The 19,697-nt window shown below is 71.9% G+C and carries 18 protein-coding genes and 1 pseudogene; 10 read left to right on the top strand and 9 right to left on the bottom strand.

The genetic code is table 11. The features are described 5' to 3' along the window. Window positions 1–28: 28 nt before the first annotated feature. Both purL and ACZ7PG_RS19625 read right to left on the bottom strand, forming a co-directional pair. Entirely contained in the window at window positions 29–2,311 is a 2,283-nt protein-coding gene (gene purL / locus ACZ7PG_RS19630; RefSeq protein WP_470240812.1) for a phosphoribosylformylglycinamidine synthase subunit PurL, read from the bottom strand. A 490-nt stretch (window positions 2,312–2,801) separates the two neighbouring features. Continuing rightward, window positions 2,802–3,197: a peptidase inhibitor family I36 protein gene (locus ACZ7PG_RS19625; RefSeq protein WP_470240436.1), complete on the bottom strand. Its 396-nt coding sequence runs from the start codon at window positions 3,195–3,197 to the stop codon at window positions 2,802–2,804. 278 nt (window positions 3,198–3,475) lie between these two features. Between ACZ7PG_RS19625 and ACZ7PG_RS19620 the strand changes: the two are divergent. The 4 genes and pseudogenes from ACZ7PG_RS19620 to ACZ7PG_RS19605 form a co-directional block, all read left to right on the top strand. Next, a pseudogene (locus ACZ7PG_RS19620) lies at window positions 3,476–3,747 on the top strand (IS110 family transposase); the annotation flags it as partial. An 89-nt stretch (window positions 3,748–3,836) separates the two neighbouring features. Continuing rightward, complete coding sequence (locus ACZ7PG_RS19615) at window positions 3,837–5,471, top strand: ABC transporter ATP-binding protein (protein WP_470240435.1); 1,635 nt, start codon at window positions 3,837–3,839, stop codon at window positions 5,469–5,471. Then, a complete protein-coding gene (locus tag ACZ7PG_RS19610; RefSeq protein WP_470240434.1) occupies window positions 5,468–7,213 on the top strand; it encodes an ABC transporter ATP-binding protein in 1,746 nt (581 codons plus the stop codon). Before ACZ7PG_RS19615 ends, ACZ7PG_RS19610 begins: the two co-directional genes overlap by 4 nt. A gap of 66 nt (window positions 7,214–7,279) precedes the next feature. Continuing rightward, window positions 7,280–7,705: a TIGR03618 family F420-dependent PPOX class oxidoreductase gene (locus ACZ7PG_RS19605; RefSeq protein ID WP_470240433.1), complete on the top strand. Its 426-nt coding sequence runs from the start codon at window positions 7,280–7,282 to the stop codon at window positions 7,703–7,705. A gap of 31 nt (window positions 7,706–7,736) precedes the next feature. Here ACZ7PG_RS19605 and ACZ7PG_RS19600 read toward each other — a convergent pair whose 3' ends face one another. Next, a complete protein-coding gene (locus ACZ7PG_RS19600; protein ID WP_470240432.1) occupies window positions 7,737–9,296 on the bottom strand; it encodes a GMC family oxidoreductase in 1,560 nt (519 codons plus the stop codon). A 160-nt stretch (window positions 9,297–9,456) separates the two neighbouring features. Here ACZ7PG_RS19600 and purS point away from each other — a divergent pair, with 160 nt between their 5' ends. Beyond that, complete coding sequence (gene purS, locus ACZ7PG_RS19595; RefSeq protein WP_364610540.1) at window positions 9,457–9,696, top strand: phosphoribosylformylglycinamidine synthase subunit PurS; 240 nt, start codon at window positions 9,457–9,459, stop codon at window positions 9,694–9,696. Beyond that, a complete protein-coding gene (gene purQ / locus ACZ7PG_RS19590; RefSeq protein WP_470240431.1) occupies window positions 9,693–10,370 on the top strand; it encodes a phosphoribosylformylglycinamidine synthase subunit PurQ in 678 nt (225 codons plus the stop codon). Before purS ends, purQ begins: the two co-directional genes overlap by 4 nt. Window positions 10,371–10,782: 412 nt before the next feature. Here purQ and ACZ7PG_RS19585 read toward each other — a convergent pair whose 3' ends face one another. Both ACZ7PG_RS19585 and ACZ7PG_RS19580 read right to left on the bottom strand, forming a co-directional pair. Further along, window positions 10,783–12,279, bottom strand: coding sequence for an aldehyde dehydrogenase family protein (locus tag ACZ7PG_RS19585; RefSeq protein ID WP_470240430.1), 1,497 nt, complete (start codon window positions 12,277–12,279; stop codon window positions 10,783–10,785). A 34-nt stretch (window positions 12,280–12,313) separates the two neighbouring features. Further along, window positions 12,314–13,453: an MFS transporter gene (locus ACZ7PG_RS19580; RefSeq protein ID WP_470240429.1), complete on the bottom strand. Its 1,140-nt coding sequence runs from the start codon at window positions 13,451–13,453 to the stop codon at window positions 12,314–12,316. Between the two features lie 61 nt (window positions 13,454–13,514). Between ACZ7PG_RS19580 and ACZ7PG_RS19575 the strand changes: the two genes are divergently transcribed. Genes ACZ7PG_RS19575 through ACZ7PG_RS19565 form a run of 3 tightly spaced genes read left to right on the top strand, consistent with a single transcriptional unit; the run spans window position 13,515 to window position 15,887 of the window. After that, complete coding sequence (locus tag ACZ7PG_RS19575; protein WP_470240428.1) at window positions 13,515–14,447, top strand: ArsR/SmtB family transcription factor; 933 nt, start codon at window positions 13,515–13,517, stop codon at window positions 14,445–14,447. Window positions 14,448–14,450: 3 nt separating this feature from the next. Continuing rightward, entirely contained in the window at window positions 14,451–15,218 is a 768-nt protein-coding gene (locus tag ACZ7PG_RS19570) for a tyrosine-protein phosphatase (protein WP_470240427.1), read from the top strand. A 33-nt stretch (window positions 15,219–15,251) separates the two neighbouring features. Further along, on the top strand, window positions 15,252–15,887 hold the full coding sequence (locus tag ACZ7PG_RS19565; RefSeq protein WP_470240426.1) for an MBL fold metallo-hydrolase: 636 nt from the start codon (window positions 15,252–15,254) through the stop codon (window positions 15,885–15,887). On the opposite strand, the gene ACZ7PG_RS19560 is transcribed toward ACZ7PG_RS19565, so the two are convergent. The 3 genes from ACZ7PG_RS19560 to ACZ7PG_RS19550 form a co-directional block, all read right to left on the bottom strand. After that, window positions 15,884–16,579 (bottom strand): DUF2334 domain-containing protein, encoded by a 696-nt coding sequence (locus tag ACZ7PG_RS19560; RefSeq protein ID WP_470240425.1) that lies wholly within the window; start codon window positions 16,577–16,579, stop codon window positions 15,884–15,886. The genes ACZ7PG_RS19565 and ACZ7PG_RS19560 overlap by 4 nt on opposite strands. Before the next feature lie 74 nt (window positions 16,580–16,653). Beyond that, entirely contained in the window at window positions 16,654–17,118 is a 465-nt protein-coding gene (locus ACZ7PG_RS19555; protein WP_470240424.1) for an NADPH-dependent FMN reductase, read from the bottom strand. After that, window positions 17,039–18,043, bottom strand: a complete 1,005-nt coding sequence (locus tag ACZ7PG_RS19550; protein WP_470240423.1) for a phosphoribosylaminoimidazolesuccinocarboxamide synthase — start codon at window positions 18,041–18,043, stop codon at window positions 17,039–17,041. Before ACZ7PG_RS19550 ends, ACZ7PG_RS19555 begins: the two co-directional genes overlap by 80 nt. A 47-nt stretch (window positions 18,044–18,090) precedes the next feature. Between ACZ7PG_RS19550 and ACZ7PG_RS19545 the strand changes: the two genes are divergently transcribed. Next, window positions 18,091–18,897, top strand: coding sequence for an SAM hydrolase/SAM-dependent halogenase family protein (locus ACZ7PG_RS19545; RefSeq protein WP_470240811.1), 807 nt, complete (start codon window positions 18,091–18,093; stop codon window positions 18,895–18,897). On the opposite strand, the gene ACZ7PG_RS19540 is transcribed toward ACZ7PG_RS19545, so the two are convergent. Next, complete coding sequence (locus ACZ7PG_RS19540) at window positions 18,780–19,661, bottom strand: MOSC domain-containing protein (RefSeq protein ID WP_470240422.1); 882 nt, start codon at window positions 19,659–19,661, stop codon at window positions 18,780–18,782. The two genes, ACZ7PG_RS19545 and ACZ7PG_RS19540, sit on opposite strands and share 118 nt — an antisense overlap. Window positions 19,662–19,697: the final 36 nt, after the last annotated feature.

Raw genomic sequence — 19,697 nt, 5'->3', positions numbered from 1 at the left:
CGGTGCCCTCCGGTCACGTGTCCACAGGTCAGCCGAACAGGGCCGGGAGGGTCTTCTCCCAGGTTTCGCGCAGCTCGTCGAGCGTGAACTCCGTGATGTCCTGGAGCTCCAGCGTTCCCGACTCCGGGTCCACCACGCCGGTCTTGCGCCACGGCAACCCGCGCGCCGTGCACATCTCCGTGAAGCGGAGCTCCTCCGTGCGCGGGACCGCCACCAGCACGCGGCCCGCCGACTCGGAGAACAGCTGGACGAACGGGTCCTGCTCCGCGTCGAGGAACACGCGGGCGCCGCACTGTCCGATCAGGACGGTCTCGACCAGCGTCTGGATCAGGCCGCCGTCCGAAAGGTCGTGCGCCGCCGAGATCATTCCGTCGCGGGAGCCCGCCACCAGGATCTCGCCCAGGAGCTTCTCGCGCGCCAGGTCCACGCGCGGGGGGACGCCGCCGAGGTGGCCGTGGAGCTCGCGGGCCCACGCCGAACCGTCCAGCTCGTCGTGCGTTTCGCCCAGCAGCAGCAGGGTTTCGCCGGCCTCCGCGCCGATGCCCGTCGGGATGCGGCGGGTCACGTCGTCGATCACGCCGAGGACGCCGATCACCGGCGTCGGCAGGATCGCCGTCGAGCCCGTCTGGTTGAAGAAGCTCACGTTGCCGCCGGTCACCGGGATGCCCAGCTCGACGCAACCGTCCGCGATGCCGTGCACGGCCTGCTCGAACTGCCACATCACGCCCGGGTCGGTCGGCGCGCCGAAGTTCAGGCAGTCCGACACCGCCACCGGCGTCGCGCCGCCCGTCGCCACGTTGCGGTACGCCTCCGCCAGCGCCAGCTGCGCGCCGCGGTACGGGTCGAGGTAGACGAACTTGCTGTTGCAGTCCGTCGCCACCGAGACGCCGCGGCCACTCGACTCGTCGATCCGGATCATGCCCGAGTCGGACGGCTGCGACAGCACGGAGTTACCCCGCACGTAGCGGTCGTACTGCGACGTCACCCATTCCTTCGACGCCTGGTTGGGCGACGCGATCAACCGCAGCACATCCGCGCGCAGTTCGTCCGGAGTGGACGGACGCGGCAGCTTCGAAGAGGTGTCCGCGATCAGCGCGTCCTGTGTGGACGGACGCTCGATCGGCCGGTCGTACACCGGGCCCTGGTGCGCCACGGTGTGCGCCGGGACGTCGACGACGACCTCGTCGTTCCACGTGATGACCAGGTGCTCGCCGTCGGTGACCTCGCCGATGTCGGTGGCGATGACGTCCCACTTGCGGCAGACCGCCATGAACGCCTCGACGTTCTCCGGCGAGACGACCGCGCACATGCGCTCCTGCGACTCGCTCGAAAGCACCTCGGCGGGGGTCATCCCGGTGGCGCGCAACGGAACGCGGTCGAGGTAGACGTGCATGCCGCCGTCGCCGGCCGCGGCCAGCTCGGACGTCGCGCAGGACAGCCCGGCGCCGCCGAGGTCCTGGATGCCGACGACCAGCTTCTGCGCGAACAGCTCGAGGCAGCACTCGATGAGCACCTTCTCGGTGAACGGGTCGCCGACCTGGACGCTCGGCAGCTTCTTGCGGCCGGACGCCGACTCGTCACCCGAAAAGGTGTCACTCGCCAGGACGGAAACGCCGCCGATGCCGTCGAGGCCGGTGCGCGCGCCGAACAGGATGATCTTGTTGCCGGTGCCGGACGCGAACGCCAGGTGCAGGTCTTCGACGCGCATCGCGCCGACGCACAGCGCGTTGACCAGCGGGTTGCCGGAGTACGACGGGTCGAACACGAGCTCGCCGCCGATGTTCGGCAGGCCGAGGCAGTTGCCGTAACCGCCGACGCCGGCGACGACGCCGGGCAGCACGCGCTTGGTGTCGGGGGCGTCGGCCGGGCCGAAGCGCAGCGCGTCCGAGACCGCGAGCGGGCGCGCGCCCATGGCCATGATGTCGCGGACGATGCCGCCGACACCGGTCGCGGCGCCCTGGTACGGCTCCACATAGGACGGGTGGTTGTGGCTCTCCACCTTGAAGGTGACCGCCCAGCCCTCGCCGATGTCGACGACGCCCGCGTTCTCGCCGATGCCGGCCAGCATCTTGGCCTTCATCTCGTCGGTGGCGGTCTCCCCGAAGTACCGCAGGTGCTTCTTCGACGACTTGTAGGAGCAGTGCTCGCTCCACATCACCGAGTACATGGCCAGCTCGGCGTCGGTGGGCCGGCGGCCGAGGATTTCCCGGATGCGGGCGTACTCGTCGTCGGCGAGCCCGAGCTCGCGGTAGGGCTGACTGTGGTCCGGGGTCGCCCCGGCGCGCTCGGTGGTGTCAACGGTGCTGGTCACGGTGTCCGTGTCAGGGTTCGCCACGGCCGCCAGGATACGGGGCGCACCCGGGCACTCCGGACGGTGGGCCCGCCGAATCCGGCCGCGCGCCGGCGGGTGTGAGCGAGCCGACATCGCGAGCCGCGCCTGTGGACAACTCGCGGACGCCGGCCCGGAACTGTCGGCCCCCGCGAGTAACGTCGAAACCGGGGGTCCCCCCCGTTACCTGAAAAGCAAACTGTCACGTCCCCACCGAGCACAAGCCCCGCCCCGGGGCCGCCGAGCAGGCCGGCCCCCGGCGCCGCCGGCCCGAGCGCCTCCGGCGCCCCGCGCGCTACTCACCGGCGAGGTCCAGGTCCGGGTGACCAAAGCCGACTGGTCCGCGTTCAACCAGGCCGACGACTACAGCTACCGCACGGCAGCGTCGTTCACCGACCTGGCCACCGCCACCCAGTCGGGCACCCTCGCCTGGGGGCGTCGAACCGTGATCCCCGCGGATCCGGCGGGCCGCCTAGTTGCGGACGAAGGTGTGCGAAGTGTCCCGGTTGTTGATGTTGAGCTGCTGCCCGACGGTCAGGGTGAAGTGGCTGTCGGCGAAGTAGAGGAAGATTGTGTGTCCGGTCGTGTTGTTCTTCACCGACAAGGCGTTGTTCCGGATGCACTGACCCTTGCCGAGGCCGGGGCCCTTGAATTCGTAGCAGGTCGGCTGAGTGCTCCCGTAGTCGCTGATCGAGCCGTTGAAGTCGGACACCGAGCCGGTCAGGCCGTTCCCCCAGTACAGGCAGAACTCGCCCAGGTCACAGACACCGTTGCGGGGTGCCGCGACCGCTGACGCGGTGCCGGTCAACGCCATCACCGTGGCGACGGCTCCGCCGACGGCCAACGACGTCCGGGCGACGTTCTTCATGGTTCCCACGTGAATTTCTCTTTCCTGTGGTTCGGGCCTTGTCGACGGCGCCCGCGGTCCGGGCACCCGCACGGTCACGCTCCACGCCGGCGGGCCGTTGAGGCGGAACCGGCCGGTTCACCCGATCGGATGCTTCACCGCGGGAACCGGACCCGGCGGTCTCGCCGTGACGTTGTTGAGGCCGGCCGCCATTTACGCTGCACCGGGTACTAGTCCCCCACGACGCCGACGACCGCGCCCACCGGGGACGTGACACCCCGCCAACCCACCACAACACCGGCCGCGCGCCGCCCAGCTCCGGCACCAGCATCAAGGGCGAGCACCCCGCTCGGACCGGCGACCGCCAGCTCAAACGCGCGTTCTTCCTGGCCGCGTTCGCCGCGTTGTCCGACCGACCAGCAGTGCCTACTACGACAGGAAGAGGGCCGAGGGGAAGAAGCGCAACGCCGCCCTCATCTGTCTGGCCCGCCGACGCTGCGACGTCCTCTACGCGATGCTGCGCAACGGCACCCACTACCGCCACCCCGAACCCGCTCCCGCTGCGGCTTGACAACCACATAGGGACCCCCGCGGGCCGGAGCGTGGGGGCGCCGGAAAATCGGTCGCCTTACGCTGGTCGGCGGCTTACCGTCGGGAATCGTGCTTTCCGCCACGTATCCCTTTCCGCCGCTGCGGCTGCCCGCGCGGCCGAGCGCGAGCCGCTTCCTGCTCGCCGTGTTCCGGGCCCGGCTCGGCACGGTGCTGGGCGCCGCCGCGCTCGGTGTCGTCTGGGCGCTGCCCGGTGCGCTGGTGCCGCTGGTGATCGGCCAGGGCATCGGCGCCGTCAGCGCGCACGACGGTGCCGCCGTCTGGCGCTGGGCGCTGGCCGCCGCCCTGCTCGGGGTGGTGCAGACGCTCACCGGGACCTGGCTCCACTTCCTCAACTACGGCCTGTGGCTGCACGGCGCGGGCTCGACGCAGCGCGCCGTGTCCGCGCACACCACGCGCGTCGGCGCCGGCCTGCGCGAGAAGACGACCACCGGCAACCTCGTCGCGATCTCCACGACCGACATCAACCACATCGGCAACACCGTCGAGATGACCGGCCGGGCGTTCGGCTCGCTGCTCGCGTTCGTCGTGGTCGCCATCTGGCTGATCTCGACGTCTCCGCTGCTCGGCGTGGTCGCGCTGGTCGGTGTGCCGGTCGCGGTGCTGGGCATCGGGCCGCTGCTGGCGCCGCTGCAGAAGCGCAAGGCGAAGCAACGCGAGAAGCGCGGCGACGTCAACGCGCTCGGCGCGGACATCGTGTCCGGCCTGCGGATCCTGCGCGGCATCGGCGGGGAGCGGCGGTTCTTCAGCCGCTTCCGCGAGACGAGCCAGCGGGTGCGGCTGGCCGGCATCGACGTCGGCCGGGCCGAGGCGTGGCTGGCCGCGGCGGAGATCGCGATGCCCGGCCTGGTCACCGTGGTGATCACCTGGCTGGGCGCGCGGCTGGCCGTGGCCGGGGAGATCGGCATCGGGCAGCTCGTGGCGTTCTACGGCGTCTCGGCGTTCCTCGTCTGGCCGGTCACCGCCGCGACCGAGGCGGTCGGCGCGATCACGTCCGGCCTGGTCGCCTCGCGAAAGGTCGTGGCGCTGCTGGCGATCAGCCCGAAGCTGGCCGACCCGGAGACGCCGGTCCGGCTGCCCGCGGGACCGCTGGAGCTGGTCGACACCGAGTCCGGCGTGCGGGTCGCGGCCGGGCGGCTGACGGTCGTCGACTTCGGCGCCGACGGCGAAGCGGTGGCCGACCGGCTGGCGCGGTTCGCCGACCCGGCCGAGGGCGAAGAGGTGCTGGTCGGGGGCGTCCGGGCGGACCACGTCGCGCTCGCGGAGCTGCGGCGGCGGGTCGTCTACGCGCACAACCAGGACATCTGGTTCTCGGGCGTGCTGCGCGAGCAGCTGGCGCCGGCGCGGCCGAGTGGCGTCGGGATCACCGAAGCGCTGTACGCGGCCGACGCCGACGACATCGTCGAGGCGCTGCCCGACGGCGTCGACGAGGTGATCGGCGAGCGCGGGCGCGAGGTGTCCGGCGGCCAGCGGCAGCGGCTGAACCTGGCCCGCGCGCTGGCGGTCGACGCCGACGTGCTGGTGCTGGACGAGCCGACGTCGGCGGTCGACGCGCACACGGAGGCACGCATCACCGAGCGCGTCGCGGCCCTGCGCCGCGGCAAGACGACGGTGGTGTTCAGTCAGAGTCCACTGTGGACACATGTGGCCGACGAGGTCTTCACGGCAAAGGTGGTGACGGTGTGAAGCGGCTCCCCACGGCGTCCCGGCGGGACGTCCGGCGCTGGGCGATGAGCACGGCGGTAAACCACAAGCGCGAGTTCGGCCTGCTGCTGGGCTCGCTGGCCGTGGCGACGCTGATCGGGCTGGCCGGGCCGCAGCTGCTCGGCACGCTGGTCGACGACGTCGCGGCCGGCGCGACGACGGCCGGCGTCGACCTGCTGGCGGCGGTGTTCGTCGGGATCCTGATCCTGCAGGCGGTGGCGCGGAAGATCGCGCGGATGCGCGGCGCGGTGTTCGGCGAGCTGGTGCTGGCCGAGACGCGCGAGGAGTTCGTCGGGACGGCGCTGCGGCTGCCGCTCGGCACGGTCGAGGCGGCCGGCACCGGCGACCTGCTCAGCCGCGCCACCACCGACCTCGGCCGGATCGACCACGCGGCGCGGTTCGCGGCGCCGGAGATCCTGATCGCGGCGGTGACCGTGGTGTTCACGGTCGTCGCGATGGTCGTGACGTCGCCGCTGCTCTCGCTGGGCCTGCTGATCGCGGTTCCGCTGCTGGTGAGCGTCAACGTCTGGTACCAGCGGCGAATCCCGTCGCTGATGCAGTGGATGCTCGACCGGTGGGCGGACCTGACCACCAGCGTCCACGAGACGGCGGAGGGCGCGCGCACGGTCGAGGCGCTCGGGCTGACCGAGCGGCGCGTCGACGCGGCGCACGGCGCGCTGGACCAGAGCATCCTCGGCGAGCGGCGGATGCGGGCGCTGCAGCTGCGGTGGCTGCCGTCGCTGGAGATCAGCTACGTGCTGCCGCTGGCGGTGATGCTGCCGCTCGGGCTGCTCGCGTACACGCGCGGCTGGGCCGGGCTCGGCGAGATCACCACGATGCTGCTGTACGTCCAGGCGATGTCGGCCCCGCTGAACGAAGCGCTGTTCTGGCTGGAGGACCTGCAGGTCGCGGCGGCCGCGGCGCGCCGGATCCTGGGCATCCACTCGGTGTCCCGCGAGGAGTCGCCGAAGGTGACGGAGGTGCCGCGCGGGCGGGACATCGACGTGCACGACGTCCGGTTCGCCTACACGGCCGACCGCGAGGTGCTGCACGGCATCGACCTGCGCGTCCCGCGCGGCGAGCGGCTGGCGATCGTCGGGCCGTCCGGCGCGGGCAAGTCGACGCTCGGCCGGCTGCTGGCGGGCATCGCGGCGCCGTCGTCGGGCTCGGTCCGGATCGGCGGGCAGGACGTCTCGTCGCTGGCCGACGACGTCCTGCGCGGCGAGGTCCTGCTGCTGACCCAGGAGCACCACGTGTTCTCGGGGACGCTGCGGCAGAACCTGGCGCTGCCGGCCCGCCGGGCGGGTGGCGACTGGACGGACGACGAGCTGCTGGCGGCCCTGGCCTCGGCGGGCGCGTCGGACTGGGTCGCGACACTGCCGTCCGGGCTCGACACGAAGCTGGGCTCGGGCGAGCACCCGGTGCCGGCGGCGATCGCGCAGCAGCTGGCGCTGGCCCGCGTGGTCCTGGCGGACCCGCACACGCTGGTGCTGGACGAGGCGACGTCGCTGCTGGACACGGGTTCGGCGCGCGACCTGGAACGCTCGCTCACCAGCGTGCTTTCCGGGCGCACGGTGATCGCGATCGCCCACCGCCTGCACACGGCGGCGGCGGCCGACCGGGTGGCGGTGGTCGAGGGCGGCCGGATCACGGAGCTGGGCTCGCACTCGGCGCTGCTGGCGGCCGGCGGTTCGTACGCGCGTCTGGTGGCGGCGGCTTCGTAGTCCGGAATGTCCGGAGTTCGCGACGTGTTGCTCCCCGGGTAGGAGATCTTCTACCCGGGGAGTGCCATGTCTTTCGTCATGACCGCAGCCGAGCGCGAGGCGTTTCTGAGCGGGGTGCACGTGGGGGTGCTGGCGGTGGAGCGCGCCGGCCGGGCACCACTGGCGGTCCCGGTTTGGTACGACTATTCGCCGGGCGGCGAGCTGCTGATCTGGATGGAACGCGACACGGTCAAGGACAGGTCGATCCGGGCGGCTGGGCGGTTGAGCTTGGCGGTGCAGGACGAGAACCCGCCGTACAAGTACGTGACGGCGGAGGGCCCGGTGGTGGCGAACGACGAGCCCCCGACGCGCGAGCAGGCGCTGCGGATCGCGGGGCGGTACTTGGCCGCTGACCAGGCGGAGGCTTACGTCGAGTCGGCGTTGGGTGAGCGGTCGGTGCTGGTGCGGGTCCGGCCGGAGAAGTGGCTTTCGAACGATCAGAGCAAGAGCTGACCTGTGGACAACTCACGTCCGCGGCCCGCCCTCACCGCCCCCGAATGAGGTCCGCCGCCTTCTCCGCCACCATGATCGTCGGCGCGTTCGTGTTCCCGCGCGGCACCACCGGCATCACCGAAGCATCGACCACCCGCAGCCCGTCGACCCCCTGCACCTTCAGCTGCGGGTCGACCACCGACCCGATCGAACACGTCCCGACCGGGTGATAAAGCGTCTGCGTGTTCTCCCGAATGTGCTCCGCCAGCTCGGAGTCGCTCAAATCGTGCCGCGCAGGCAGGAACGGCTTGTCCAGGAACCGCTTCAACGGGCCGGAGCGGCCGATTTCGATCAGCGCCCGCAGTCCGGCGACCATCTTGTCCATGTCCGACGACTCCGCGTAGTACGCCGGGTCGATTTCCGGTTTCCACGACGGGTTCGACGACTTCAGCCGCAGCCGGCCGCGGCTCGCGACGTCCACCAGTGTCGCCGCCGATGTGAAGCCGGGGACCGTCGGCTCGCGCATTCCGTTGTCGTAGAACAACGTCGGCGCGACGTGGATCTGCATGTCCGGCGCCGGCAGTCCTTCGGTGGTCGGGAAGAACGCGCCCGCCTCGCCGATGTTCGACGTCAGCGGCCCGCGCTTCGTCAGCTGGTAGCGGACGAGCCCACGCGGCGTGGCCGCGTCGACCAGGTCGGTGGTGCCCCGCGTCGACCAGATGATCCCGCACGCCGGGTGGTCATGGAGGTTCTCGCCGACGCCCGGCAGCGCCGCGACGACGTCGATGCCGTGCTCGCGCAGGTGCTCGGCCGGGCCGACGCCGGAAACCATCAGCAGCTGCGGCGAGTTCACCGCGCCGCCACTCAAGATGACCTCGGTCGACGCGCGCGCGGTGGTCTCGACGCCATTGTCCAAATAGGACACGCCGACCGCGCGCGTGCCTTCGAAGACGACGCGGGTCGCGGGCGCGCACGTCTTCACCGTGAGGTTCGGCCGCTCCAAAGCCGGCCGCAGGTAGGCGTCGGCGGTGGACCAGCGGCGACCCTTCTTGCAGGTCACCTGGTAGACGCCGGCGCCTTCCTGGCTCTCGCCGTTGAAGTCGTCGGTGCGCTTGAGGCCCCACGCGACGGCCGAGTCGACCCACGCCGTCGACAGCTCGTGGGTGAACCGGCGGTCCTCGACGTTCAGCGGGCCGTCGGTGCCGTGCAGCGGCCCGTCGAGCCGCTGGTTGCCCTCGGCGCGCTTGAAGTACGGGAGGACGTCGTCCCAGCCCCAGCCTTCGGCGCCGTGGGAATCGCGCCAGCCGTCGTAGTCGGCGCGGTTGCCGCGGATGTAGATCATCGCGTTGATCGACGAACAGCCGCCGAGCATCTTGCCGCGCGGCCAGTACGCGGGCTTGCCCGTGTGCTTCTGCTCGACCGTCTCGTAGTTCCAGTCCCACTTGGTCTTGAACAGGTTGGGGAACGCGGCGGGAATGTGGATTTCGTCCGCCGTGTCCTCCGCGCCCGCTTCGAGCAGCAAGACCTGGGCCGACGGATCTTCGGTGAGCCGGTTCGCCAGCACGCACCCGGCGCTCCCGGCGCCGACGATCACGTAGTCGTAGGAGTCCACGGTGCCTCCACAGCTGTTGGCGCGATGTCAACGACTCATCATGGCGCAGCGGCGCGCCGTCGGCCAGTCTAGTTTTCCCGGCGGCCCCCGCAGCCCGCCGAACTGGGTGAACTATGCTCGCGGGGTACCCACGACCTGCGTGAATAAGGAGCAGCCTGCCGTGGCCCGAGTTGTCGTCGACGTCATGCCGAAGCCCGAAATCCTCGACCCGCAGGGACAGGCCGCGCTCGGCGCCGCCGGCCGTCTCGGCTTCACCGGGATCAAGGAGATCCGCCAGGGCAAGCACTTCGAGATCGAGGTCGACGACACGGTCGACGACGCGACGCTCGAGAAGATCGCCGAGGGCTTCCTCGCGAACCCGGTCATCGAGCAGTGGACGATCACCCGGGTCGGCGCGTGAGCGCGCGCATCGGCGTCATCACGTTCCCGGGCACGCTCGACGACGGTGACGCGGCCCGCGCGGTCCGCTACGCCGACGCGGAGGCGGTGCCCCTGTGGCACGCGGACGAGAACCTCCACGACGTCGACGCGGTCGTCGTCCCGGGCGGCTTCTCCTACGGCGACTACCTGCGCGCGGGCGTGATCGCCCGGTTCGCGCCGGTGATGACGCCGGTGATCGAGGCGGCGCGCGCGGGCATGCCGGTGCTCGGCATCTGCAACGGGTTCCAGATCCTGTGCGAGGCGGGGCTGCTGCCCGGCGCGATGATCCGCAACCAGGGCCTGCACTTCATCTGCCGCGACCAGTGGCTGCGGGTGGAGAACACCGAGACGGCGTGGACGTCGCGGTACGAGGCCGGCGCCGAGATCCTCATCCCGATGAAGAACATCGACGGGTGCTACGTGGCCGAGCAGTCCACTTTGGATTCTCTCGAAGCCGAGGGCCGGGTTGTTTTCCGTTACGTCGGCGGGAACCCGAACGGGTCGCGCAACGACATCGCCGGGATCCGGAGCGAGAACGGCCGGGTGGTCGGGCTGATGCCGCACCCGGAGCACGCGATCGACGCGCTGACCGGGCCGTCGGACGACGGGCTCGGCATGTTCTACAGCGCGGTGGACGCGCTGATCAAGGCTTGAGTGGGAGGTCCGGTTCGCCGGACCTCCCACTGGTCAGGTCGGCCTGGCGACGAGCTGTTCGGCCACGCCGTCGCGATGTGCGTGCACGGGGAGGCTGCACCGGACGCCGCCCGTCAGGCAGATCTGCATCTTGATGCGGTCGAAGCCGCCGACCAGATCGGGTGTGCTGAGCGCGAAGTTGAAGGACTTCTATTCGAAGGTGGCGGTGCTCCTCGTCGTGCTGGCGACTTCGGTGCCGGTCCGGGTGGCACCGGCGCACACGCCTCGCGCGAGGAGATCGTTGAGGCCGAAGCGGCAGTTCACCTGTTCGGCCGATGGGGAGGGCGGCCCTCGGCCCCCGGTATCCAGTTTACCGGCGGGCACTGACAGTTCCGGGGCTGCGGACGCGACTTGTCCACAGCCCCGCAACGCCTCAGCGCTTGCCGTGCAGAATCGTCACCAGCTTGGCCACCATCGCGTCCGTCGAAGGCTTGCGGCTGAACGATGTCAGCGTCAACGGGGCCGTGAAACGCTGACGTGCGATCGCCTTCGTGCGGGCGAACTCGCGTAGGCCCTCCGGGCCGTGGATACGGCCGAAGCCCGAGTCGCCCACGCCGCCGAACGGCAGCGATGCGATGCCCGCGAACGACAGCGGTGCGTTGATCGAGGTCATTCCCGTGCGCAGCTTCTCCGCCAGCTCCACGCCGCGGGACTTCGAAAACACCGTCGATCCCAGGCCGTACTTCGTGTTGTTCGCCTTCTCGACCGCTTCGTCCATGTCGCGGACCTTCGCGATCGTCACCGTCGGGCCGAACGTCTCCTCCGTCACCGCCTCGGAGTCCTCCGGGACGTCGATCAGGACCGTCGGCTGCGCGTACCGGTCGCCGACCGCTTCCTCCCCGCCCAGTACTGCTTTGCCGCCGCGAGCCAGTGCGTCCTGGATGTGCCTCTTGATCACGCCCAGCTGGGATGGCATCGTCACCGGGCCGTACTGCGCCGCCTCGTCCGAGCCCGCGCGGACGTCCTTCGACTTCTCGACGACCTTTGCGACGAACTCGTCGTGGACCTTCTCGTGGACGTACACCCGCTCGACGCCGATGCAGGTCTGGCCCGAGTTGGAGAACGCGCCCCAGACTGTCGCGTCGGCGGCCGCGTCCAGGTCGGCGTCCGCGTCGACCAGGACCGGGTCCTTGCCGCCCGCCTCGATGACCACCGGGGTCAGCGTCTCGGCCGCCGCGGCCATGATCCGCTTGCCCGTCGCCGTCGAGCCGGTGAACGCGATCTTGTTCACGCCCGCGCCGACCAGCGCCGCGCCCGTCTCGCCGAAGCCCGTGATCAGCTGCAGCACCGGCTGCTCCGGCACGATCTCGGCGAACGCGTCGACCAGCCACTTCCCGACGCCCGGCGTGAACTCGCTGGGCTTGAACACCACCGCGTTGCCCGCCGCGAGCGCGTACGCGATCGAGCCGAGCGGCGTGAACACCGGGTAGTTCCACGGGCCGATCACGCCGACCACGCCCAGCGGCTGGTACTCGACGGTCGCCGCCTGGTTAGACATCAGCAGGCCGGCCGAGCGCTTCTGCTTGCCGAGGATCTTCTTCGCGTGCTTGCCCGCCCACGCGATGTGCTCGATGGCCAGGACGCTCTCGAGCTGCGCGTCCGCGATCGGCTTGCCGGTCTCGTCGCGCACCACCTGGCACAGCTGCGGGAGCCGGCGCGTCAGCACGCCCTTCCAGCCGCGGAGCCGCTCGGCGCGCCCGGCGAAGCCCAGGTCCTCCCACCACTTCGCCGCGACACGCGCTCGCGCGACGGCCGCCTGCACGTCCTCGGCGTCGTGCACCGGGTAGGTTCCGACCACCTCGTCGGTCGCCGGGCTCAGCGAGTCGAAAGTCTCGCCGACCGACGTCGGCTTCGGCTGGACGGCAGTCATCGGCGTCTCCCTGGAGGTCGCGGGTCAGCCCAGGTTACGACGTTACTGACATCGTGCCAATAGCTCTCGCGGGCTTCGCCACCAGCATTGCACCCGCGATCGCCGCGGCAAAGACACCGAACAACGGTGCGAGCCACAACGGCAGCACGCCGACGGCCAGCGAACCCAGCCCGAAGCCCGCCGCCTGGACCGTGAACGACAGCGAGAACCCCGCTGACCTGCGGTTCTTCGGCAGCACTCGCTGCAGGTTGACCGACGTCGTGGCCACCAGCGGTCCCGTGCACGCGCCGATCACCGCCACCGACCCGAGCAGCCCGGCCCAGCCGAGGTCGGCGGCGAGCGCGAGCCCACCGGCGACGAACCCGGCGAGGAACAGCCGCGGGTCGCCGGTCCTGCCGCGCCACGCGTAGAGCGCGCTGCCCGCGATGCTCGCCCCGCTCAGCACCGCGATCACGACCGGCGCGGCCGTCTCGGGCGCGCCGAGGCGCTGGACCAGCGGGAGCGGCGCGACCTCGATCGTCGACAGCAGCAGCCCGACGGTGAACGCGCAGCACAGCCACGGCAGGTAGGTGACGAGCCGCGCGGGCGGGACGTCGGCGCGGGATTCCACCCGTTCGCGCTCACCCGCGCGTCGGGGGACGAGCGCGGCGGCGACCACGCAGGCGACGGCCATCGCGGCGACCGGGACGAACGTGCCGGCCAGGTCGAGCAGCGCGACCAGCGCCGGACCGCCGATGAGCACACCTTCCAGGATCATCGCGTCGACGGAGATTGCCCGCGGCAGCAGGTCGTCGTCGACAGTGTCGGCGAGCAGCGTCCGGAAGCCGCCGGACAGCGCGCCACCCGCGATGCCGGGCAGCAGGACGACCGCGACCAGGACCGGCGCGGGTGCGTCGGCGGCCAGCGCGACGGCGGCGAACCCGGCCGCGGTCAGGAGCAGCAGCGCCGGCAGGCCACGTGCCGGGCCGACGCGGTCGAGCAGCCGCCCGACCGGGACCGCGCAGAGCATCTCGGCGGCGACGTAGACCGACATCAGCACGCCGCCGAGCCGGTAGGAACCGGTCGTCGCGGTGGTCAGCAGGGTGAACGCGAGCGGCGCCATGGTCGCCGGCAGCCGGGCGAACTGGACGCCCGCCGACCAGCGCCAGTAGGCGCGATGGGTGAACAACGACATGCTCATACGCTCGTCCGTGACGTACTCAGGGCACACTGATTCGGGTGAGGGCGAATCACCGATGATCGAGCTGGTCCTGACGGCGGCCGGCGCGCAACGCGTCCGCTTCGCGATCTCGCCGTTGGAGGAGGTGCTGGGAGCCGTCCAGACGCTGCTCGGCGTCCGGCGGCACCCGGCGCACCTGCCGTGGCTCGCCGACGCTCCGGAGGTGCCCGAACTGGCCGCGGTCCTGGGCGCGCGGCACTACATCACCGAGTTCCTGAGCCCACCGCCCGACGGACCGGAGACGACGGCGGAGGCGCAGCTGCGGGCGGTCCGGGCGACGCCGCCGCACCAGGTCGCGCTGGAGCTGGGGATGGTCGACGCCGACCTCAGCGCGTTGCCCGCCGACCCGGCTGCCGCGCGCGACCTGCTGGCCGACCAGCTCGAGACGGTGTGGAACGCGCTGCTCGCGCCGGAGTGGCCGCGTCTGCGCGAGCTGCTGGCGGCGGACATCGCGTACCGGACGCGGCAGCTGGGGTCCGGCGGGATCGCGTCGATGCTGGCCGGCCTGCACCCGCGCGTGCGGCTGTCGGACACGTCGGTCCTGGTCGACCTCCGGGCTCGCGAGCGGCTGGAGATCGACGCGCGCGGGCTGCTGCTGATCCCGGCGGTGTTCGCGTGGCCGAACGTCGGGGTGGTGACGGTGCCGCCGTGGCAGATCTCGCTGCTCTACCCGGCCCGCGGGGTGGCTTCGCTGTGGACGTCGTCCGCGGCGCCGCCGGAGCCCCTGGTCGAGGTCCTCGGCCGGACGCGGGCGCTGCTGCTGGCCACCCTCGACCGCCCGGCGGCGACGACCGAACTGGCCCGGCGGCACGCCTTGGCGCCGGCGACGGTTTCGGCGCACCTGACGGCGTTGCGCGGGGCGGGGTTGCTGGCGTCGGAACGCCGTGGTCACCGGGTGCTGTACCGCCGGACCGAGCTGGGCGACGCGCTGCTCACCGGCAGACTGTGACGCATGAGCAGAGCAGTGAGCTGGGAGGGCTTCCACAACACCAGGGACCTCGGCGGCCTGCCGATCGCCGCGGGCGGCACGACCCGCCGCGGTGCCTTCTTCAGGGCGGCGGACCTGCGGTTCGTGACCGGCGCCGGGTGGGCCCAGGCGCGGGAGGCCGGTGTCCGGACCGTCATCGACCTGCGCAACGCCGACGAGATCCGGCCGGCCGACGGTTTGACGGCGCTGGCGGGTTCGGCTCAGTTCGCCGTCGCGGACGACGTGACGACGCCGTCGGACATCGACCGCGTGGAGGTTCCCCTCGACGACATCGGCGACCTCGAGTTCTGGCGGCAGGTCAACGGCGCCCGGCTGAACGGCACCCCGCTCTACTACCGCGTCTTCCTCGAACGGAAGGCCGAGCGCTGCGCCGCCGTCGTCGAAGCGATCGCGCGGTCCGCTCCCGGCGGCGTCCTGTTCCACTGCGGTGCCGGGCGCGACCGGACCGGCCTGGTCGCGCTCCTGCTGCTGGCGCTGGCCGGCGTCGGCCCCGACGCGATCGCCGCGGACTACGACCTGTCCGCCGAGGCCGTGAAAGCGCTGTTCGCCGAGATGGGCGCCGAGGACCAGGGGCCGCGCATCGAGGCTCTCCTCGCGGAGCGGGGCACGACGACCGCGGCCGCGATCCGGGACACGCTCGACGGGTTCGACGTCGAGCGGTACCTCCTCGACGCCGGGGTGAGCCCGGGCGACCTCGACGACATCCGGCGCCGGCTGACGAACCGGGGCTAGGCTGGAATCGACCACCTGCGAAGGAGAACATCGATGCGTATCGTCCATTTCGGACACGCCTGCCTGTTGCTGGAGACCGGCTCCGAGCGGATCCTGATCGACCCCGGCGCGTTCTCCACCGGGTTCGAGGGTGAGCGGGAGCTGTCCGCCGTGCTGGTCACGCACCAGCACTTCGACCACCTGGACATCGAGCGGCTGCCGAAGATCCTCGAAGCCAACCCGGACGCCAAGCTGATCGTCGACCCGGGCTCCGCGCCGGAGGTCGAGAAGCTGGGCGTCCAGTTCGACATCGCCAACGTGGGCGACGCGTTCGCGGTCGGCGACACCTCGATCAAGGCCGTCGGCGGCGAGCACGCCGTCATCCACGCGGACATCCCGGTGATCCCGAACATCGGCTACGTCTTCGACGACGGCGCGTTCTTCCACCCCGGCGACTCGTTCTTCGTGCCCGAGCAGAAGATCGACGTGCTGGGGCTCCCGACGGGCGCGCCGTGGCTCAAGGCCGGCGAAGCGGTCGACTACCTGCGGGCCGTGGCGCCGCGGGTCGCCGTGCCGATCCACGAGGCCGTGCTGGCCAACCCGGCGCTGCACTACGGCCTGTTCGGCAACCTCGCGCCGGAGGGCACCGAGGTCAAGGTGCTGGAACGGGCCGAGCCCGAGAAGTTCTAGGCCGCGACCGTGCGCAGCGAGCCGTAAGTGGCTCCGAACGCCCGGTTCTCCAGCGCCACGTCGACGGCGTCGAGGAGGGCCTGGCGGAGGCCGGGGCGGGTGAGGTCCGTGGCGTCCACCCCCAGCCGGACCAGCCCGCCCCGGCGAGCCGCGCGGGCCGACGCCAGCACCAGTGCGAAGCAGCGCACCGTTTCCGTGCGCTGCGACTGGCTCGTGAACTCGCTCACGCGCGCCCGGCGCACCTCGCCCGTGACGAGGTCGCGGACCGCGCCGAGGTCCGCGCAGAGGCGGAACCCGTGCTCCGCCAACGCCTGCAGCGTCCCGGACGAGGCGATCCAGCGCGGTGGTGCGAAGCCGTCGACGGCCAGGCCGGTGCTGTCCAGCGCGGCCTTCGCGGCGATCAGCCGCAGCCGGGCCTCGTGGGCCGGCAGGGTCGCGAACTCGGCCTTCTTGCCCAGGTACACCGTGCGGTGCGTGGGCGTGACGGTGTGGTCGTACCCGTGCAGCAGCACGGAATCGCCGGCCCGGGCGCGCGTGCGCACCCACTCCGTCACCGGGCCGCCGCCCGTGCGGGCGGCGTACAGCACCGAGAGCGGGACTTTGCGGCGGTCGAGCTCGGCCGCGAGGTCGGCGCACCGGTGCAGCGTGCGCGGGGTGATTCCCGACAGCGAAACCAGCAAGCGAGCTTCCACGCCACCATTGGGACGTACGCGTCTAAAGTCGCCATGAACTGCGCAGGACGGGCGAGCGTCCGTTGCCGGAAGGGTCAGACGCCTTCACGCAGGCGCTGCACCGCCACGGCGATCCGCCCGCGCAGGTCGGGGTTGGCGACCTGCCCGTCGACGGCGTCCGCGCGCGACACCGGGATCCGCGCGCACGCCTCGTCGACGATCTTCGCGCCCGCGTACCCCAGGACCTTCCGCAGCGAGTCGTGCGCGTCGCGGCCACCCGTCGGCGCCGCCACCGACGATGCGTTGATCCACGCCACCGGCTTGCCGTAGATCTCGCCGCCGCCGACCGTCCAGTCCAGGAGGTTCTTGAGCGAGCCCGGCAGGCCGCCCGCGTACTCCGGCGTGCAGATCAGGATCGCGTCCGCCTCCTTGATCGCCGCCCGCAGCGCCGCGACCTCGGGGTGCAGCGGGTCGCGGTCGTCATCCGGGTTGAAGTGCGGCAGGGCGCCGAGACCGGTGTACGTCTTGCTCGCGGTGAGCGTCGCCACGGTCCCCAGCACCGCCGCATTGCCGGAGCCGGCCCGCAGGCTGCCGCAGATCAGCAGGATCACGCAGCCAGTCTGCCAGGGAACGCCCGGTGATGCGGCGACATGCCTCGAGGTACCGCTTGCGCGTGGCGGTCACCACCTCGGGCGGCAACGGCGGCAGCGCGGACACGCAGTCCCAGCCGGACGCCGGGTCGACCAGCCAGTCGCGCACGTGCTGCTTGTCGAACGACGGCCGCGGGCGGCCGGGGCGGTGGCCGTCGGCGAGCCAGTAGCGCGCCGAGTCCGGGGTCAGCAGCTCGTCCGCGAGCACGAGCTCGCCGTTCGGCCGGACACCGAACTCGAACTTCGTGTCGGCCAGCAGCAGGCCCTGTTCCGCGGCCCGGGCGGCGCCTCGGCGGTACAGCTCGAGCGAGGCCTCGCGGACCCGTTCGGCGAGCGGGCGGCCGAGGACCGTCGCGAACGTCTCGAAGTCGAGGTGTTCGTCGATCTCGCCGGGACGTGCCTTGGTGGACGGCGTGAAGATCGGCTCCGGCAGCCGCGCGGACTCGGCCAGCCCGGGCGGCAGCGCGATCCCGCACACCGAACCGGACTTGCGGTACTCCGCGTACCCGCGGCCGGCGAGGTGGCCGCGGACGACGGCCTCCACCGGCAGCATCCGGAGCCGCTCGACCAGCAGCGCCCGGCCGCGGAAGGCCTCCGGGATGGCGGGCCCGTCGTGGGCGATCAGGTGGTTCGGGAGGACGTCGGCCAGCTCGCGGAACCAGAACACGCTCATCGCGGTGAGGACCCGGCCCTTGTCCGGGACGTCGGTGGGGAACACGCGCTCGAAGGCGGAAATGCGGTCGGAAGCGACGACCAGCAGCTGGTCGTCGCCCACGGCGTACAGGTCACGGACCTTGCCGGTGGCGACTCGCTCGGGGGTGGGGAGGGGTGTCACGCGCTGAACCCTAACGCGCACCCTCCGCCACCATGGATGATGCTGGCATGGCGTACGACTGGATCTCGGTGACGACCGACTACGGCCTGCGCGACGGCTTCGTGGCGGCCTGCCACGGCGTGATCGCGCGGCTGGCGCCCGCCGTGCGGGTGCTCGACGTGACGCACGAGGTGCCACCCCAGGACGTCCGGCACGGGGCGATGGCGCTGGCCCAGACGGTGCCGTTCCTGCCCGAGGCGGTGCACGTCGCCGTCGTCGACCCGGGCGTCGGCACGGCCCGGCTCGGCGTGGTCGTCGTCGCCGACGGCGGGCTGCTGGTCGGGCCGGACAACGGCCTCCTGCTGCCCGCCGCGCAGGCGCTGGGCGGGGTCCGGGCGGCGTACGAGCTGGCCGAGCCGTCATTGCGGCTGCCGGTGACGTCGGCGACGTTCCACGGCCGGGACGTCTTCGCGCCCGCGGCGGCCCACCTGGCTCTGGGCGTCCCGCCGGCGGACTTCGGCGCTCCGGTGACCGACCTGGTCGAGCTGCCGGAGCCGTTCGTGGCGGCGTTCCCCGGGAAGCTGGTGTCGGAGGTGCTGACGGTCGACCACTTCGGCAACGTCCAGCTCGCCGCTACCCCGGCCGACCTGGAGCTGTCGGGGCTGTCCGGCGCGGTTTCCGTGCACAGCGAGCGGATCGCGGTGCTCACCGAGGTCGGGCGGACCTTCGCCGACGTGCCCGCCGGCGCGAGCGTGCTCTACACCGACTCGGCGGGACGGCTCGCCGTCGCCGTCAACGGCGGTTCCGCCGCGGCCGTGCTGGGGCTCGGGCCCGCCCAGGAGTGCACGATCACCTCGTCGCCCACCGCGACCTGACCCGGACGCAGCACCGCGGCCTTCATCCCGAAGATCACGCCGCCGTCCGGGTGCCGCCGGTAGCTCGCGAGCGTGCGGATCGGCTCGGGGCCCGCCTTCTTCCCCGTCTCCTGGTCGACCATCGGCACCGTGCAGCGCACGCATTGCTTGGCGTAGCCGAACTTCGCGGTGCCGACGGTCATCGCGCGGACTTCGTCCTCGGTGTGCGGCTCGGCCCAGCCGGACACGATCACGTTGGGCCGGAAGCGGTCCATCGGCACCGGCTCGCCGCCGCGTTCGAGGATGCGGGCGTTCAGGCCGTCCAAAGAGGACTCGCCGGCGACGAGCAGTGCGTGCCCGTCGGCGAACGCGGCCGTGCCGGGTGTCTCACCGCCCGTGACGCGCTCGTGGTCCGGCGCGACGCCGATCAGGACGGACGGCAGGCCGAGCAGGTCCGAGAACCACTCGGCGGCTTCGTCGCCCTGGTGGATGCCGGTGCCGTGCCAGGAGAACGTCGAGCCCGGGTGCCGCGGACCGTCCCGGCGGATGTCGAGGACGAGGTCTTCGACGCCCGGCGCGGCGAGTTCGAGCTTGCCGCCGTCGACGCGCGGCCGGACCGAGGCCAGGATCGGGTAGCGACGCTGGCTGCGGAAGTCCCCGTCGGGCGCGACGACCTGGAAGACGCGGTCGTGCGCCAGCCCGGCCGGCCCGACCTCGGCGACCGGCACCGAAGTACCGGCACACCCCTTGACCGGGTAGTACGTCAGCCGCGCGATCCTCGCCATGCCCGCAGGTTACCCGCGGGCACGGCGAAGAAGCGC

This window comes from Amycolatopsis sp. NPDC114504, from assembly GCF_055633595.1.
Note: the sequence above shows the minus strand (reverse complement) of the source record. Positions and strands in the feature narration are given on the sequence as shown.

What these genes read in the sequence shown, in the direction of transcription:
- ACZ7PG_RS19625 (WP_470240436.1), bottom strand. Translation starts at nt 3,197, where the DNA reads ATGAAGAACGTCGCCCGGACGTCGTTGGCCGTCGGCGGAGCCGTCGCC.
- ACZ7PG_RS19605 (WP_470240433.1), top strand. Translation starts at nt 7,280, where the DNA reads ATGTCTTTCGTCATGACCGCAGCCGAGCGCGAGGCGTTTCTGAGCGGG.
- ACZ7PG_RS19585 (WP_470240430.1), bottom strand. Translation starts at nt 12,279, where the DNA reads ATGACTGCCGTCCAGCCGAAGCCGACGTCGGTCGGCGAGACTTTCGAC.
- ACZ7PG_RS19580 (WP_470240429.1), bottom strand. Translation starts at nt 13,453, where the DNA reads ATGTCGTTGTTCACCCATCGCGCCTACTGGCGCTGGTCGGCGGGCGTC.
- ACZ7PG_RS19575 (WP_470240428.1), top strand. Translation starts at nt 13,515, where the DNA reads ATGATCGAGCTGGTCCTGACGGCGGCCGGCGCGCAACGCGTCCGCTTC.
- ACZ7PG_RS19570 (WP_470240427.1), top strand. Translation starts at nt 14,451, where the DNA reads ATGAGCAGAGCAGTGAGCTGGGAGGGCTTCCACAACACCAGGGACCTC.
- ACZ7PG_RS19565 (WP_470240426.1), top strand. Translation starts at nt 15,252, where the DNA reads ATGCGTATCGTCCATTTCGGACACGCCTGCCTGTTGCTGGAGACCGGC.
- ACZ7PG_RS19545 (WP_470240811.1), top strand. Translation starts at nt 18,091, where the DNA reads ATGGCGTACGACTGGATCTCGGTGACGACCGACTACGGCCTGCGCGAC.
- ACZ7PG_RS19540 (WP_470240422.1), bottom strand. Translation starts at nt 19,661, where the DNA reads ATGGCGAGGATCGCGCGGCTGACGTACTACCCGGTCAAGGGGTGTGCC.